Annotated in this window: 14 protein-coding genes; 4 read left to right on the top strand and 10 right to left on the bottom strand. The window is 67.9% G+C overall.

Translation table 11 applies throughout. The features are described 5' to 3' along the window. The first annotated feature begins 2 nt into the window (after nt 1-2). From AABN02_RS14100 to AABN02_RS14090, 3 genes are read left to right on the top strand one after another with little or no spacing between them, the layout of a single operon-like run. A complete protein-coding gene (locus tag AABN02_RS14100; RefSeq protein WP_338415566.1) occupies nt 3-956 on the top strand; it encodes a rhamnan synthesis F family protein in 954 nt (317 codons plus the stop codon). Between the two features lie 10 nt (nt 957-966). Continuing rightward, complete coding sequence (locus AABN02_RS14095) at nt 967-2,421, top strand: MBOAT family protein (protein ID WP_338415565.1); 1,455 nt, start codon at nt 967-969, stop codon at nt 2,419-2,421. Continuing rightward, on the top strand, nt 2,421-3,479 hold the full coding sequence (locus tag AABN02_RS14090; RefSeq protein WP_338415564.1) for a hypothetical protein: 1,059 nt from the start codon (nt 2,421-2,423) through the stop codon (nt 3,477-3,479). Before AABN02_RS14095 ends, AABN02_RS14090 begins: the two co-directional genes overlap by 1 nt. Nucleotides 3,480-3,577: 98 nt before the next feature. On the opposite strand, the gene AABN02_RS14085 is transcribed toward AABN02_RS14090, so the two are convergent. The 10 genes from AABN02_RS14085 to AABN02_RS14040 all read right to left on the bottom strand — a co-directional run bounded on the left by AABN02_RS14085 (nt 3,578) and on the right by AABN02_RS14040 (nt 13,370). After that, nucleotides 3,578-4,945 (bottom strand): sigma-54 dependent transcriptional regulator, encoded by a 1,368-nt coding sequence (locus AABN02_RS14085; RefSeq protein ID WP_338415563.1) that lies wholly within the window; start codon nt 4,943-4,945, stop codon nt 3,578-3,580. Next, on the bottom strand, nt 4,942-6,870 hold the full coding sequence (locus AABN02_RS14080) for an ATP-binding protein (protein WP_338415562.1): 1,929 nt from the start codon (nt 6,868-6,870) through the stop codon (nt 4,942-4,944). The genes AABN02_RS14085 and AABN02_RS14080 overlap by 4 nt, the downstream gene beginning before the upstream one ends. A gap of 21 nt (nt 6,871-6,891) precedes the next feature. Next, entirely contained in the window at nt 6,892-7,626 is a 735-nt protein-coding gene (locus AABN02_RS14075; protein WP_338415561.1) for an amino acid ABC transporter ATP-binding protein, read from the bottom strand. 28 nt (nt 7,627-7,654) lie between these two features. Next, entirely contained in the window at nt 7,655-8,332 is a 678-nt protein-coding gene (locus AABN02_RS14070) for an amino acid ABC transporter permease (RefSeq protein ID WP_338415560.1), read from the bottom strand. A gap of 2 nt (nt 8,333-8,334) precedes the next feature. Next, nucleotides 8,335-9,078: an amino acid ABC transporter permease gene (locus AABN02_RS14065; RefSeq protein WP_338415559.1), complete on the bottom strand. Its 744-nt coding sequence runs from the start codon at nt 9,076-9,078 to the stop codon at nt 8,335-8,337. A gap of 38 nt (nt 9,079-9,116) precedes the next feature. Then, nucleotides 9,117-10,016, bottom strand: a complete 900-nt coding sequence (locus AABN02_RS14060; RefSeq protein WP_338415558.1) for an amino acid ABC transporter substrate-binding protein — start codon at nt 10,014-10,016, stop codon at nt 9,117-9,119. Between the two features lie 55 nt (nt 10,017-10,071). Continuing rightward, the gene (locus AABN02_RS14055) at nt 10,072-11,016 is read right to left on the bottom strand and encodes a transporter substrate-binding domain-containing protein (protein WP_338415557.1); all 945 of its coding nucleotides are present in this window, start codon (nt 11,014-11,016) and stop codon (nt 10,072-10,074) included. A gap of 155 nt (nt 11,017-11,171) precedes the next feature. Continuing rightward, complete coding sequence (locus tag AABN02_RS14050; protein WP_338415556.1) at nt 11,172-11,741, bottom strand: TMEM165/GDT1 family protein; 570 nt, start codon at nt 11,739-11,741, stop codon at nt 11,172-11,174. Nucleotides 11,742-11,803: 62 nt separating this feature from the next. Next, a complete protein-coding gene (locus tag AABN02_RS14045; RefSeq protein WP_338415555.1) occupies nt 11,804-12,145 on the bottom strand; it encodes a YegP family protein in 342 nt (113 codons plus the stop codon). 130 nt (nt 12,146-12,275) lie between these two features. Next, a complete protein-coding gene (locus AABN02_RS14040) occupies nt 12,276-13,370 on the bottom strand; it encodes a MerR family transcriptional regulator (RefSeq protein WP_338415554.1) in 1,095 nt (364 codons plus the stop codon). A 104-nt stretch (nt 13,371-13,474) separates the two neighbouring features. On the opposite strand from AABN02_RS14040, the gene AABN02_RS14035 reads away from it, so the two are divergent. Further along, nucleotides 13,475-14,575 (top strand): FAD-dependent oxidoreductase, encoded by a 1,101-nt coding sequence (locus AABN02_RS14035; protein WP_338415553.1) that lies wholly within the window; start codon nt 13,475-13,477, stop codon nt 14,573-14,575. Nucleotides 14,576-14,585 lie beyond the last annotated feature (10 nt).

Raw genomic sequence — 14,585 nt, 5'->3', positions numbered from 1 at the left:
CCATGAGCGATCTCAGCCTCTGGACCCGAATCCGCCACGGCCTGCGCACTTGGCGCCGAGGCCTCAAGGCTCGCATGCCTTACGTGCGCCGCCGCGAATACCGCAAGGCCCGCGCCATGTCCGAGCAACTGGCCTCCGAACTGCTCACCGCCCCGGACATGGCCGCGTCAGCTCGTCTGGACACCATTTTCGAGTGCCCGCCGACGTCGCGCGAGGTGTGCCTGTTCGTCAGCTACGCGGCACAACCGGTGGTGAAGCACCATGTCCAGCGGCACATCCGGGCGTTCCATGACGCCGGATTCGATGTGCTGTTCGTGCTTAACACACCGCATGCTGCCCATGAATTCACATTCGACGACGACCTGCGCGGCCTGTGCAGGGGCGTGTTCGTGCGGGAGAACAAGGGCTTCGACTTCGGAGCATGGGCACACCTGGCACAGACCGTCAACCTCGGTGACGCCATGGAGCGCGTCGTGCTGGTCAACGACAGCATCCTCGGCCCGCTCGACGTGGCGGCGTTCGGCACCCTGGTCGAGGCCATCCGGCGCAGCCCGGCCGATGTGCTCGGCCTGACTCGAAGCCTGGCCGTGCGGCCACACCTGCAGAGCTTCTTCCTGGTGTTCCAGCACGAAGCGCTCAGGCGCGGCCTGTTCGACAACGCCATGCAGGCGATCCGGAATTTCCAGACCAAGGAAGCGGTGATTGATGTCTACGAAACCCACCTGACGCAGTACATGGAGTCCAGGGGGCTGCGCTGCGAGTCGGTGTTCCCGATGCTGTCGGAAGATCCGCACAACTCCAACGACACCTACTTCCGCTGGGACAAACTCATCCAGCACGGGTTCCCTTACGTCAAGATCAGCCTACTGGCCGAGAAGCGCACGGACGCAAAGCTGCGAGCTGCCATTCCGGCCGACCTGCTGAGCGCATGGGAGCAGGAACAGCCCGCCCGCTGAGACCGAGCCGATGCTGTTCAACTCCTACGAGTTCCTGTTCCTGTTCTTCCCGCTGGTGCTGGCCGGGCATTTCCTGCTCGGGCCACAGCGGGCGATGGCGGCGGCGCGTTTCCTGGGGGTGGCGTCGCTGTTCTTCTACGGCTGGTGGAGCCTGTCGGCGCTGCCGCTGCTGCTGGGCTCGATCGGCTTCAACTACCTCGCCGGCCTGTGGGTGACTCCGCAGGCAGGCCGCAGCGAGCGCACGCGCCTGTGGCGGCTGCGCGGCGCGCTGGCGGTGAACCTGGGGCTGCTCGGGCTGTTCAAGTACGCCGACTTCTTCATCGGCAATGTCAACGCGGTGGCCGGCACCCAGTGGCCGCTGCCGCACCTGCTGCTGCCGATCGGCATCTCGTTCTACACCTTCACCCAGATCGCCTTTCTGGTGGACGCCTGGGCCGGCAAGGTGCGCGAGCGCTCGTTCTCGCACTACCTGCTCTTCGTCACCTACTTCCCGCACCTGATCGCCGGGCCGGTGCTGCACCACGCGCAGATGATGCCGCAGTTCGCCGACCCGGCCAGCTACCGGCTCGACCGCGCCAAGCTGGTGCTCGGACTGGCCACCTTCACCGTCGGGCTGGGCAAGAAGCTGCTGCTGGCGGATCCGATGGGCCAGTACGCCGACGTGGTCTTCGCCGCGGCCGGCCACGGCGTCGACCTCACCACGCTGACCGCCTGGCTGGGTGCCCTCGCCTACGCCTTCCAGATCTACTTCGACTTTTCCGGCTACTCGGACATGGCGATCGGGCTGTCGCTGTGCCTGGGCATCCAGTTGCCGATCAACTTCGACTCGCCTTACCGGGCCACCAGCCTCATCGACTTCTGGCGCCGCTGGCACATCTCGCTGTCGACCTTCCTGCGCGACTACCTCTACGTGCCGCTCGGCGGCAACCGCCACGGCACCGGGCGGCGTTACCTCAACCTCGCACTGACCATGCTGCTCGGCGGGCTGTGGCACGGCGCGTCGTGGACCTTCGTCGTCTGGGGCGCGCTGCACGGGGCCGGGCTGGTGCTCAACCACCTCTGGCGAGCGCGATTCGGCACGCAGCCCCGCAGCCGGATGGGCCGCTGGGCGGGCGCGGTGCTGACCTTCGCATTGGTGACCGTGGCCTGGGTGGTGTTCCGGGCCGAATCGCTGGAGGTGGCCGGCGCGCTCTACCGAGGCATGGCCGGGCTCAACGGCTGGTCGAGCCACCCCTTCAGCGGGTTCGAACTGCCGTACAAGCAGTCGGAGTTCTACCGGTCCTTCCTGCTGTGCGCGATGGTGGCGTTCGGTCTGCCGAACTCGGGCCAGCTCGCACGCTGGCTGCCGCCGCAGATCCGTGGCCGCGGCCAGACTGTGGCGAGCGCGCTGGTGCTGGGCGTGCTGTTCGGCGCCGGTGTGTCGCGGCTCGGCGCACACAGCGCGTTCCTGTACTTCCAGTTCTGATGCCCTCCACCGACGCCTCCAATCCCAGCGACCCCACCGACCCATCCCCGGCCTTCGGCGCCGTTCAACTCTGGTTGAGGGTGTTCGGAACGGGGGTGGCCATCGTTGCCGCACTGCTGCTGTGGACCCTGCTGACGCCGCCATTCCGTGGCGACCTGACCCGGCTGGGGCGTCTGTCGGAAGCCGAATTCGGCCCGACACAGCCCCCTCACCCGGTGGAACGCGCGCTGCGTGTGTCGAGCACGCTACAGGAGGCGGACGTGCTGGTCATCGGCGACAGCTTTTCTGCACCACTGCTGTGGCAATCGGTGCTGGTCAACCGCGGTCTGCGCGTGGCCACCATCGACTGGCTGACGCTCGGCCCGGTCTGCGCCGACTTGGGCAGCGTGCTGCGGACTCAAGGGTTCCGGGGATCGGCGGTGGTGATCGAGTCGGTGGAACGCGGGCTGGATGGCCACCTCGACGACGCCCTGGCCTGCGCCCGCACGCGCACCGGGCGTCTGCAGACCCGCCAGGGCGCGCGCGACTGGGACACCGTCGGCCCCTTCGGGCTGAACACCAGCGAAACCTTGTTCACCGGGCTGCTGACGACGCTGCACACGCGCGACGCCCGCCGCTCCGACGCCGAGGAACTCGTGCACCACACCGATGGCGCGGACCGGGTGCGCATCCAGCGCGTGCCGAATGGCTGCCAGCGTTTCAGCCACCGGCTGTGCGAGCGCGGTCTGTTCTTCGCGGACGACCAGACATCCGCCCCGTTCGGTCCGTCCTCGGTCGAGCGCATGCAGCAACTCGCTCGCCGCCACACCGACCTGTCCATCACCTGGCTGGTGCTTCCCAACAAGAGCACGGTCTACCTGGAGCCAGAGCGTGCTGCCACCGTCGGCACCACACTGGAAGCAGCTGGCCTCGGCCCGGACCTGTTCGGCGCCTTCGTGCACCTGAGCCGCCAGACCCGCGACCTCTACAGTCCGAACGACACGCACACCTCGACGGAGGGTCACGAGGCGCTCGGGCAGCGCGTGTTCGACTGGCTGGAGCGCCGAACGCACCGGTAAGCCCCGTCACTACCATTCCGGCTCTGCAGCGAGTGCCCTTCCGCGTCCATCCACATGCTTCGACAGACCCCGCCTGAGCCGGCGGCCTCTGCGTCCGCTTATTCGCCCTGCAACCGGTACTTGCGGATCTTGTCGTTGAGCGTGGTCTTGGGCACGCGCAGTTCCTTGGCGGTGCGGGCGATGTTGCCCTCCTGGCGGCGAAGCTCGGCGGCGATCAGGCTGCGCTCGAAGCTGTCCACCGAGTCGGCCAGAGACAGGCCCTCCTCCGCGCTTTCGGTCGCGTCGGGCGCCGGGCCGGGGCCAAGGATGTCCTTGCGCACGCCCAGCACCAGGCAGTCGGCCGTGTTGCGCAGCTCGCGCACATTGCCGGGCCAGTGGTGGGCCATCAGGCGGTGCATCTGCTCGGTGGTGACCTGGGGCGGCGGGCGGTTGAAGCGGCTGGCGGCCAGAGTCATGAAGTGTTCCAGCAGCACCGGGATGTCCTCGTGGCGATCGCGCAGCGGCGGCAGTTCGATCGTGACGACGTTGAGCCGGTAGTAGAGGTCGGCGCGAAAACCGCCCTGCTGCGCCCGCTGCAGCAGATCGTCCTTGGTCGCCGCCACCACGCGCACGTCCACCGGCAATGGCTGGTTGGAGCCCAGGCGCTCGATCTCGCGCTCCTGCAGCACCCGCAGCAGCTTGATCTGCATGCCCATCGGCATGGTCTCCAGCTCGTCGAGGAACAGGGTGCCGCCGTTTGCGTATTCGATCTTGCCGATGCGCTTCTTCTGCGCGCCAGTGAAAGCGCCGACCTCGTGGCCGAAGAGTTCGCTGTCGAGCAGGGTGTCGGGCACGCCGCCGCAGTTCAGCGCCACGTAGCTGCCCTCGCGCCGGCCGGAGAAGTCGTGCAGCGCGCGCGCCACCACCTCCTTGCCGGTGCCGGTTTCGCCCTGGATCAGCACGTCCACCGGGCTGTCCGCCACCTCCATCACCAGCCGGCGCACCCGCTGGATCTGTGGCGAGCGGCCGATGAGCTTGCCGTCGATCCCCTCGCGGCGCGCCAGCACGCGGCGCAGCGTGGCGACTTCGAGCGTCAGGCTGCGCTTTTCCATCGCGCGGCGCACCACCTCGATCAGGATCTCCGGCGAAAAAGGCTTGGGGATGAAGTCGTAGGCGCCGCTGCGCATGGCCTCGACCGCCAAGGTCACGTCGCCGTGGCCGGTGATCATGATGACCGGCAGATCGGGGTCGAGCGCGTGGCAGTGGCGCACCAGCGAGAGGCCATCCGCCTTGGGCAGGCGCATGTCGGTGACGACGATGCCGGCGTAGCCGGGGGTGATGAGCGGGATCGCGTCTTCGGCGGAATCGACCGCCTCCACCGACAGGCCGGCGAGCTGGAGTGCCTGCACGCAGCCGAGCTGCATGTGGAAGTCGTCCTCGACGATGAGGACCGTGAGTGCGGTGGTGGACGTCAGGGGAGCGTTCATGGTGCTGGGGATTCTTCCTGGGAGGGCGCTGCCGGCAGCCGCACGGTGAAACAGGCCCCGCCACCGGGCCGATTGTCCGCTTCGAGATCGCCGTGGAACTCGCGCACGATGTCGCGCGAGATGGCCAGGCCGAGCCCCAGGCCGACGCCGGGGTCCTTGGTGGTGAAGAAGGGCTCGAACAGGCGCTGGCGAACCTCCTCGGGCACGCCCGGCCCGGTGTCGCTGACGTCGATGCGCAGCGGCGGGCTGCACGCCGCGTCCGAGCTGGCCTCCAGGGTCAGCGCCTTGACCTCGGCGTCGCGCATCGCGTCCATCGCGTTGCCGATCAGGTTGATCAGCACCTGCTCCAGCCGGTTCGGATCGCACCAGGCGATCACCTGTCCAGGCTCGCAGCGGTTGTGCACCGTGATGCCCTCCCGGCGCAGGCGCTGGTCGTAGAGAAAGAGCGCGTTGCTGACCGCGTGCGCCACATCGGTGGCCGCCGGCTGCGCCAGCGACTTGCGGGCAAAGCCCTTGAGCGGCTGGATGATGTTGCCCATCTGGTCGGCCAGCCGGGTGACGAACTGCAGGTTGCCCGACACGGCCTTGAGATCGCCCCGGCGCATGAACTCCAGCGCATTGCCCGAGAGCGTGCGGATCGCGCCCAGCGGCTGCGTCAGCTCGTGGGTGATGCCGGTGGCGAGCTGCCCCAGCACGGCCATCTTGGCGGCGTGGACCAGTTCGTCCTGCGCCGCGCGCAGCGTCAGTTCGGCCTGCTCGCGCTCGGCGATCTCGCGGCGCAGCCGGGTGTTGGAGTCCGTCAGTGCGCGGGTGCGGCGGGCGACCTTGTGCTCCAGCTCGGTGTTGGCGCGCTCCAGCATCTGGCGCGACTCGATCTTCTGGCGCGCGATGCGCCGGCGCTGGTGCAGGTACAGCCCCAGCAGCAGGACGAAGCCCGCGGCCACCGCCGACAACATGCTGTTCAGCACGGCCTGGTTGCGCACATTGCGCAGGTCCGAAAAGATCAGCAACCGCCAGTCCATGCCGTCGAGTGTGCGGCCGAGCACCAGCGTGCTGCTGCGCACCGGGCGGGCGGCGTCGGACTCGGGGGGCAGGCCGCCGGGCAGCACGCCTTCCAGCACCTGGCTGTCCTCGTCGATCGAGAGTTTCACCGGCAGCGGGAAGCGCGGGATCTGCAGGTTGTTGTAGAGCCGGGTCAGCTGCAGATCGACCCGCCGCTCCAGCGACAGCTCGGTCAGCGCCGTGTAGCGCCACTCCGAGCGCGACGACAGGATCACGACCTGGTTGGTGTCGGCCAGCAGCGCGGGCGCGCCCAGCATGTCCCAGATTTCCTCGATGGGGTCGAGGCTGATCTTGATCGTCGCCACGCCGAGCACCCGGGCGCCATCGCGGATCGGGTGCGAGACAAAGTAGCCGGGCTGGCTGCTCTTGGTGCCGATCGCGAACTGGCGGCCGACCTGCCCCGACAGCGCCTCCAGGAAGTACGGCCGGTACGACAGGTCCTCGCCCAGCTGGCTGTCGTCACCGAAGTCGCTGTTGCTGGAGGCCACCACCACCCCGCGCTCGTCCATCACGTACACCGCCAGGCTGCCCAGGTGGGCGTTCAGCCGGCGCAGGTAGTCGTTGACGCGGCTGACACGCAGCGCGTGGCTGGGCTCCAGCAGCAGCGCCTGCACGTCCTGGTTGAGCTGGATGGTGGCGGGCACGTGTTCGAGCCGCTTGACCATGCCCTCGACCGCGGAGGCGAACAGATCGAGCCGGTGGTTCGACTCGTCGCGCAGCGCCGCGGTGCCGTGTTGCTCGCTGATCCGGAATCCGCTCCATCCGACCAGCCCGACCGCCAGCATCGCCAGCAAGATGCCGAGCAGCTTGCGCAAGGCGGGCCACAGCGGTCGGCGTGGCCCGAAGATCCGGGAGGGTTCCAAGGCAGCGGAGACGGGCGGGGTTCAGTGCCCGAGGATCTTGGAGAGGAATTCCTTGGCGCGCGGCGAGCGGGCGTCCGGGTCACCGAAGAAGGCGTCCTTCGGGCAGTCCTCGATGATCTTGCCCTGGTCCATGAAGATCACGCGGTGGCTGACCTTCTTGGCAAAGCCCATCTCGTGGGTGACGACCATCATCGTCATGCCTTCGTGCGCGAGCTTGACCATGACGTCGAGCACCTCGCCCACCATCTCGGGGTCGAGCGCCGAGGTCGGCTCGTCGAACAGCATCACGATCGGGTCCATCGACAGCGCGCGGGCAATCGCCACCCGCTGCTGCTGGCCGCCGGAGAGCTGGCCGGGGAACTTGTCCTTGTGCGCCATCAGGCCGACGCGGTCGAGCATCTTCAGGCCGCGCTGCTTGGCCTCGTCCTGCGAGCGGCCGAGCACCTTGATCTGCGCCAGCGTCAGGTTCTCGGTCACCGAGAGGTGGGGAAACAGCTCGAAGTGCTGGAACACCATGCCGACGCGGCTGCGCAGCTTGGGCAGGTCGGTCTTCGGGTCGGCGATGGAGATGCCGTCCACCACGATGTCACCCTTCTGGAAGGGCTCCAGCGCGTTGACCGTCTTGATGAGCGTCGACTTGCCCGAACCGGAGGGCCCGCAGACGACGACCACTTCGCCCTTCTTGATCGTGGTGCTGCAGTCGGTGAGCACCTGGAAGCTGCCGTACCACTTGGAGATGTTCTTGATGTCGATCACGACGAGGTTCCTCAGCGAATCGTTGGGGTCAGCGGATGATGGCGATCTTCTTCTGCAGACGCTTGACCATCATCGACAGCGAGAAGCAGATCGCGAAGTACACGACGGTCGCGACCAGATAGGTTTCCACCGGGCGGTTGAAGTTCTTGCCGGCAATCTCGAAGCCCTTGAGCAGGTCATAGGCGCCGATCGCATACACCAGCGAGGTGTCCTGGAACAGGATGATGGTCTGCGTCATCAGCACCGGCAGCATGTTGCGGAAGGCCTGCGGCAGCACGATGAGCTGCATGGTCTGGCGGTAGTCCATGCCCATGGCATAACCAGCGTGGACCTGGCCGCGCGGGATCGACTGGATGCCCGCACGCATGATTTCGGCGAAATAGGCCGCCTCGAACAGCGTGAACGTGATCACCGCCGACAGTTCCGCCCCCATCGGCCGCCCGATCAGCAGCGGGATCAGCAGGAAGAACCACAGGATCACCATCACCAGCGGGATGGAGCGCATGGTGTTGACGTAGAACGCGGCGGGCATTTCGAGCCACTTCTTGCCCGACAGCCGCATCAGCGCCAGCAGTGTCCCGAGCACGATGCCACCGATCATCGCCACCAGCGTGAGCTGTACCGAGAACCACAGGCCCTTGCTGACGTAGCTCACCAGCACGTCGGCCGTGAGGAAAGAAAAATCGAGTTGGAGTCCGGATGCCATGGTCACTTGCCTCCGCTCGTCTGGCCAGGGATGCGCACGCGCTGTTCGATGAACTTCGCCACCTGGTAGACGAGGATCGAGGTGAGGTAGTAGAGGCCCGTCACGGCGAGGTAGACCTCGATGCCGCGCGAGGTCTCCTCCTGCGCCTGGCGGGCGAACATCGTGAGTTCGGCCACCGACACCGAAAAGGCCACCGACGAGTTCTTGACGATGCCCATGCTCTCGCTGGTCAGCGGCGGCACGACGATGCGGAAGGCCATCGGCAGCAGCACGTAGCGGTAGGTCTGCGGCAAGGTCAGCCCCATCGCAAGACCCGCATAGCGCTGGCCTTTCGGCAGGCTCTGGATGCCGGCCTTGATCTGCTCCGACACCCGCGCCGAGGTGAAGAAGCCCAGCGCCAGCACCACCAGCACGAAGCTCGGCACCTGCTTGAGCGGCGGCACCAGCTCCGGGATCACGAAATACCAGAGGAAGACCTGGACCAGCACCGGGATGTTGCGGAACAGCTCCGTCCAGGCGTCGCCGATGAAGACGAGCGCCTTGCTCGGCGTGGTGCGCAGGATGCCCATGAGCACCCCGAAGGCCAGCGCCACGATCAGCGCCAGCACCGACACCGACGCCGTCCACCCCCAGGCCGAGAGCAGCCAGTCGAGGTAGGTGATGTCGCCGTTCTCGCCGAAGCAGCGCGGCACGATCTCACCGTCGACCGTGTTCTTGCAGAAGACCTGCCAATCCCAGTTCGCCAAGGGGTTCTCCTCGTGGTGGTGTCAACGTGCCAGAGGGGTCATTTCTTCGCGTAGTCCTCGGCCGGCTTGTCATTGGGGTTGGCCCAGGCCATTTTGGTCGCCTCGCTCAGCGGCAAGCCCACGCGGACATTGGTCGGCGCGATCGGCTGCAGGAACCACTTGTCGTACAGCTTGGCCAGCTCGCCGCTCTTCATCATCGCCTTGATGCTGTCGTCCACCGCGGCCTTGAAGGGCGCGTCGTCCTTGGCCAGCATGCAGGCGATCGGCTCGACGTTGAGCACTTCGCCAACGACCTTGTACTCTGCCGGATTCTTCGACTTGGCGATGCTGCCGGCCAGGATCTGGCCGTCCATCACGAACGCGTCCGCACGGCCGGATTCGAGCAGCAGGAAGCTGTCGGCGTGGTCCTTGCCGAAGACTTCCTTGAAGTCCACGCCCGTGGCCTTCTCGTGCTTGCGCAGCAGCTGCACCGAGGTGGTGCCGGTGGTGGTGGCCACGTTCTTGCCGTTGAGCTGCGCGATGCCGGTGATGCCGGAGTTGGCCTTGACGGCGATGCGCACTTCCTCGACGTAGGTCGTGACGGCAAACGACACCTGCTTCTGGCGCGCGGCGTTGTTGGTGGTGGAGCCGCACTCCAGGTCCACGGTGCCGTTCTCGATCAGCGGGATGCGGTTTTGGGACGTGACCGGCTGGTACTTGATGGTCAGTGTCGACAGACCCAGCTTCTTGCGCAGATCGCTGGTGATGTGCTCGGCCATCTCGGTGTGGAAGCCGACGAACTTGCCGTCGCCCAGCGTGTACGACAGCGCGCCCGACGACTCGCGCACGCCCAGCGTGATGGTGCCCGTGTCCTTGATCTTCTTGAGCGTGTCGGCCTGGGCCGTGCCCAGGGCCAGCAGTGCAGCAACGACCAGCAGAGTCTTCTGAGTCTTCTTCATGGGTGTTCCTTCAAAAGTGCGGTTGGCAAAGTGCGGGATGCAGTCAGCGGAGCGATCAGCCCAGCGGCCGATCATTGGGAAGCTTGTACAACTCCAGCAGCGCCGGAGACGGTGGCCAGTTCAGGTTGAGCCCCTTGGGCGGAATCGGCCCCTGGAACCAGCGGGTGTAGATCTTCAGCGCCTCGCCGGAGCGCATCAGCTCCGACAGGCCTCGGTCCACCACCGCCTTGAACGCCGGGTCACCGCGCCGCATCATGCAGGCATAGGCCTCGGTCGACATGGGGGTTCCTACCACCACCCAGTCATCCGGGCGCACGGCCTTGGCACGTTCGCCATAGAGCAGCGCGTCGTCCATCATGAAGGCTTCAGCCTTGCCCGACTCCAGCGCCAGGAAGGATTCGCCATGGTCCCGCGCCGGGAGGGTGGCAATGCGCAGGCCGTTGCGCTCGGTGTAGGTGCGCAGCAGGCGCTCCGAGGTGGTGCCCGCGGTGACGACGACCGACTTGCCGGCCAGATCCGGAAAGTCCTGGATGCCCGAGCCGCGGTGCGTCATCAGGCGCGTGCCGGCGACGAAGAAAGTGGTGGAAAAGCTGACCTGCCGCGCCCGCTCGGCGTTGTGGGTGGTCGAGCCGCACTCCAGATCGACCGTGCCGTTGCGCACCAGCGGGATGCGGTTCTGCGCCGTCACCGGGATCAGCTTGATGGTGAGCGCCGGCAGCTTCAGCTCGGCCTTGATGGTGTCGAGCAGCCGCAGCATCAGCTCGTGCGCGTAGCCCACCACCTGCTTGCGCTGGTCGTAGTAGGAAAACGGCACCGAGGACTCGCGGTGCCCGAGGTTGATCGTGCCGGTCTCGGCGATCTTGCGCAGGGTGTCGGCTTCCTGGGCCTGCGCGGTGCCTGCCACCAGACCGACACAGGCCACGAACGCCCACCGCACGGACCACGCAGGCCGTGCAAGGAAGGGCCGCAGCGAGCAATGCAGGTCGGAGGAGACAGCCATGGCCGGTCAGATTGCACAGTCCGTGCCAGCCTGCCCCACCGGCGGGTCGGCCGTCTGTGCTGGCCAAGTGCTTGATTTGAAAAGGCTTCCGGGCCGGTGTGGCCGTCCCGGGACCGGCTATCCGTCAGCGCACCAGGACAGGCGTCGGATTTCCGTCAGAACAGGCGCCCGACATTGAACAGCGTCAGCACGCCCAGCACGGCGAAGATGCCGGCCGCGATGGCGTGGACCAGTTGCATGGGAATCGCGCGGGCGGCGCGGTCACCGAGCAGCACCGCTGGCACATTCGCCAGCATCATGCCGACGGTGGTGCCGGCGACGACCTGGAACAGGTCGCTGTAGCGCGCGGCCAGCGCCACGGTGGCGATCTGCGTCTTGTCGCCCATCTCGGCGAGGAAAAAGGCAATGACCGTCGTGCCGAAGACGCCGAAGCGCTGCGTGCCGCCTTCGGCATCGTCGATCTCGTCGGGCACCAGCATCCACGCAGCCATCGCGAGGAAGGACACGCCGATCACCCAGCGCAGCAGGTCCGGCCCGAGAAAGCGCGCCACCGTCTCGCCGACCAGACCGGCGAGCGCATGGTTGAGCACGGTGGCCACGAAGATGCCGAGGATGATCGGCACTGGCCGGCGAAAGCGCGCGGCCAGCAACAGGGCCAGCAACTGGGTCTTGTCGCCGATTTCGCCGAGGGCGACGACACCGGTCGAGACGAGGAAGGGTTCCATGGGGTTCTGCGCGGTGTGTAGAAGCCGCGCATTCTAGGGACCCGACCTGTCAGTACGGCCAGTCAGACCTCGACCGTCAGGTCCTTGAGCGCAGCGTCCGCGCCATTGCGGGTGACGGACTGGATGCCGTTTTCCATCGCCGCCGCCGACGAGTACATCTCGCTCTGGCCGATGATCTGGCCATTGCCGGCGGTGAGCACGAAGTACGGCTCGCCGGCCTTCGAGGTGCGGCGGTCGAAGCGCGCTTCCAGCTGGCTGTTGGTGCGCACCGACTCGATGCCATTCAGCGCCGAGGCCTTGCTGGCGTAGGACTGGCTGGTGAGGATGATCTGGTGGTTGCCCGCCTTGAGCGAGAAGCGGAACTGGTCCTGGCCAGCGGCCTTGAGTTCGAACGTACCTGCCATTGGGTGACTCCTTCGTTAGTTTTTGGACACCATCGTGGTGCCTGGCTGCGCCGGTGCGAGAGCGGCGCGGCTGAAGAATAGACGAGGAATCCGGCCTTGCCTTTCGGAGGAACCCGGGGTTCAGCCAGCGTCAAGATTGGCGGGCCTGCCCGGCCGCCAGCGTCCAGCCTTCTTCGGCCGCCAGCCGGCGCAGCGCCTGCTCGAACTCGCCCCGCGCATGGCGCGCCGCAGCACCCAGGTCATCGTGCAGCTGCCGGTCCGCCGGGGAATCGACGGCGCACTGGTCGCTGTAGTCCTCGAAATCGCCCAGCAGCTGGATCAGTTCGGCCAGGTGGCGCGGGCACTCGCACAGCACCCGGCTGGTCGAACGCGCCGCCAGCGCCAGCGCCTCGGGCGACAGCCGCGGCGCCTCGGGCGAGGCCGAGGTCGCCGCCGTGTACGAGGTCGCCACCCCCAGCACCGTGCGCAGCAGCAGGCCCATCTCCGCCCGCCCCATCGGCCCGCGCCAGACGGTGATGCCCTGGCGGCGCAGGCGCTGCACCACCGCGTCCGAACCGAAGCCGTACACCACCAGCGTCTGCCGCGCCGACACGCGGCTGCGCAGCGCGAGCAGCCGGTCGGCGTGGTCGGCATTGAGCGTGTCGAGTTCGACCGCCAGCACGTCCAGCGACTCGTCCGGCCCGGTCACCGCGGCTTCGGCCTGGGCCAGTTCGGACCAGGTCTGCAGCCGCGGCGAGCCGGCCAGGCGACTCGCCTGCTCGACCACCGCGGCCGGCAGCGTGCGGCCGAGCGCCCAGATGCCCAGCGCCGGCACGGCGGGCGGCGCCGCACGGGTCTGTCCGTGCAGCCCTTCGGCCGGGCTGGTCTCCTCGGGCGACAGGATGGAACGCTCTGCAGGAGCCGCCGTCATCAGCAGGCGCTGCAACGCGGCGTCATCCAGTGGCGCCAGGGTGCCGATGGCGTGGCCGCGGTCGATCAGGGCCCGGATCAGCCCAAGCCGGCGCACGTTCGCCGACGAATACAACCGATGCCCGGTGACCGACTGCGGCGGCGCGACGACGCGGTAACGCCGCTCCCACACCCGCAGCGTCGCCACGGCGATGCCCGTCATGCGGGCGACGGCGGCACTGCGGAAGCGCGGGCTGCGGTCTTCGGCGGGGTCCGGCTCGGGTGCGGATGTGGTGGGTGGCGTGGCTGGGGAATGGACTGTGGAATGGGGTTTCATGCGACTGCCTCACTGGTTTGACGCCATCTTGACGCTGATTACCGCTTCGCATCTTGCTGACATGGATTTGACCCGGCACAAAAAGAGGACATGATGGCGACACCATGCACACCACCACTCCTCCCGCCAGCCTCCGTTCCGCTCCGCAGATCGCCATCGTCGGCGCAGGCATGGCCGGTGCGGCCTGTGCGCGCACGCTGGCCGCCAGCGGGGCGCAGGTGACGCTGTTCGACAAGTCGCGCGGCGTCGGTGGCCGCCTGTCGACGCGCCGGACGGTCTGGACCGACGCGCAGGGAGCGGAGCAGCCGGTGCAGTTCGACCACGGCGCCACGCACTTCAGCGCGCACAGCCTGGCGTTCCAGACCGTGGTGCAACAGGGGCTCGCCGAAGGCTGGATCGCGCGCTGGGCGCCACGGATGGGACTGCAAGACGCAGCGCCGGACGGCCTCGGCAGCGACCGCTTCGTCGCCGTGCCGGGCATGCCGGCGCTGTGCCATGCCCTGATCGGAGCGCTGGAGGTGCACTGCGGCGCGCCCGTCACCGCCCTGCACCGGGTACGCGGCGGCTGGCAGATCGAGCGGGACGGCGGCCTCTGGCCCCAGCGCTTCGACCACATCGTGCTGGCCCTGCCGCCGGCCCAGGCGGCGCCGCTGCTGCGCCCGCACGCCACGCGCTGGAGCGAGGCCGCCGCGCAGGTCCCGATGCAGGTCTGCTGGACGCTGATGGCCGTGACCGACGAGCCGCCGGGGCCTGCATTCGATCTGCTGCAGCCCAGCCACGGGCCGCTCGACCGCATCGTGCGCAATGACCGCAAGCCCGGTCGCACTCCCATCCCCGGCCACGCGGTGTGGGTGGCGCAGGCCAGTGCGGCGTGGTCCGCCAGCCATGTCGACGCTCCGGCAGCCGCCGTCTCGGAAGCCTTGCGCGACGCCCTGCGCGCCGTGGTCAACCCGGGTGGATCCCTGCGCTGGTGCCACAGCACGGTGCACCGCTGGCTCTACGCCCGCCCCGCCCGCACACCGCTGGGCACGCCGGGCTGCTGGTGGGACGCGGCCAAGGGCCTGGGCGTCTGCGGCGACTTTCTGGTCGGACCGCAGGTGGAAGCCGCGTTCCTCTCCGGGCTCGACATGGCGCAGGCCATGCGCTCGGCACCGGCCACACGGCGCACGGCGGCCCACGGCGCGGCGCGCTTCGCCCGGCTGTGAGCGGCGGGGA

It is taken from the genome of uncultured Sphaerotilus sp. (assembly GCF_963924895.1).
Lineage (GTDB): Bacteria > Pseudomonadota > Gammaproteobacteria > Burkholderiales > Burkholderiaceae_C > Sphaerotilus.
Note: the sequence above shows the minus strand (reverse complement) of the source record. Positions and strands in the feature narration are given on the sequence as shown.

Excerpts from the sequence above, each read along its gene's own strand:
- AABN02_RS14100 (WP_338415566.1), top strand. The coding sequence starts at position 3 with ATGAGCGATCTCAGCCTCTGGACCCGAATCCGCCACGGCCTGCGCACT.
- AABN02_RS14095 (WP_338415565.1), top strand. The coding sequence starts at position 967 with ATGCTGTTCAACTCCTACGAGTTCCTGTTCCTGTTCTTCCCGCTGGTG.
- AABN02_RS14090 (WP_338415564.1), top strand. The coding sequence starts at position 2,421 with ATGCCCTCCACCGACGCCTCCAATCCCAGCGACCCCACCGACCCATCC.
- AABN02_RS14085 (WP_338415563.1), bottom strand. The coding sequence starts at position 4,945 with ATGAACGCTCCCCTGACGTCCACCACCGCACTCACGGTCCTCATCGTC.
- AABN02_RS14070 (WP_338415560.1), bottom strand. The coding sequence starts at position 8,332 with ATGGCATCCGGACTCCAACTCGATTTTTCTTTCCTCACGGCCGACGTG.
- AABN02_RS14060 (WP_338415558.1), bottom strand. The coding sequence starts at position 10,016 with ATGAAGAAGACTCAGAAGACTCTGCTGGTCGTTGCTGCACTGCTGGCC.
- AABN02_RS14055 (WP_338415557.1), bottom strand. The coding sequence starts at position 11,016 with ATGGCTGTCTCCTCCGACCTGCATTGCTCGCTGCGGCCCTTCCTTGCA.
- AABN02_RS14050 (WP_338415556.1), bottom strand. The coding sequence starts at position 11,741 with ATGGAACCCTTCCTCGTCTCGACCGGTGTCGTCGCCCTCGGCGAAATC.
- AABN02_RS14045 (WP_338415555.1), bottom strand. The coding sequence starts at position 12,145 with ATGGCAGGTACGTTCGAACTCAAGGCCGCTGGCCAGGACCAGTTCCGC.
- AABN02_RS14040 (WP_338415554.1), bottom strand. The coding sequence starts at position 13,370 with ATGAAACCCCATTCCACAGTCCATTCCCCAGCCACGCCACCCACCACA.
- AABN02_RS14035 (WP_338415553.1), top strand. The coding sequence starts at position 13,475 with ATGCACACCACCACTCCTCCCGCCAGCCTCCGTTCCGCTCCGCAGATC.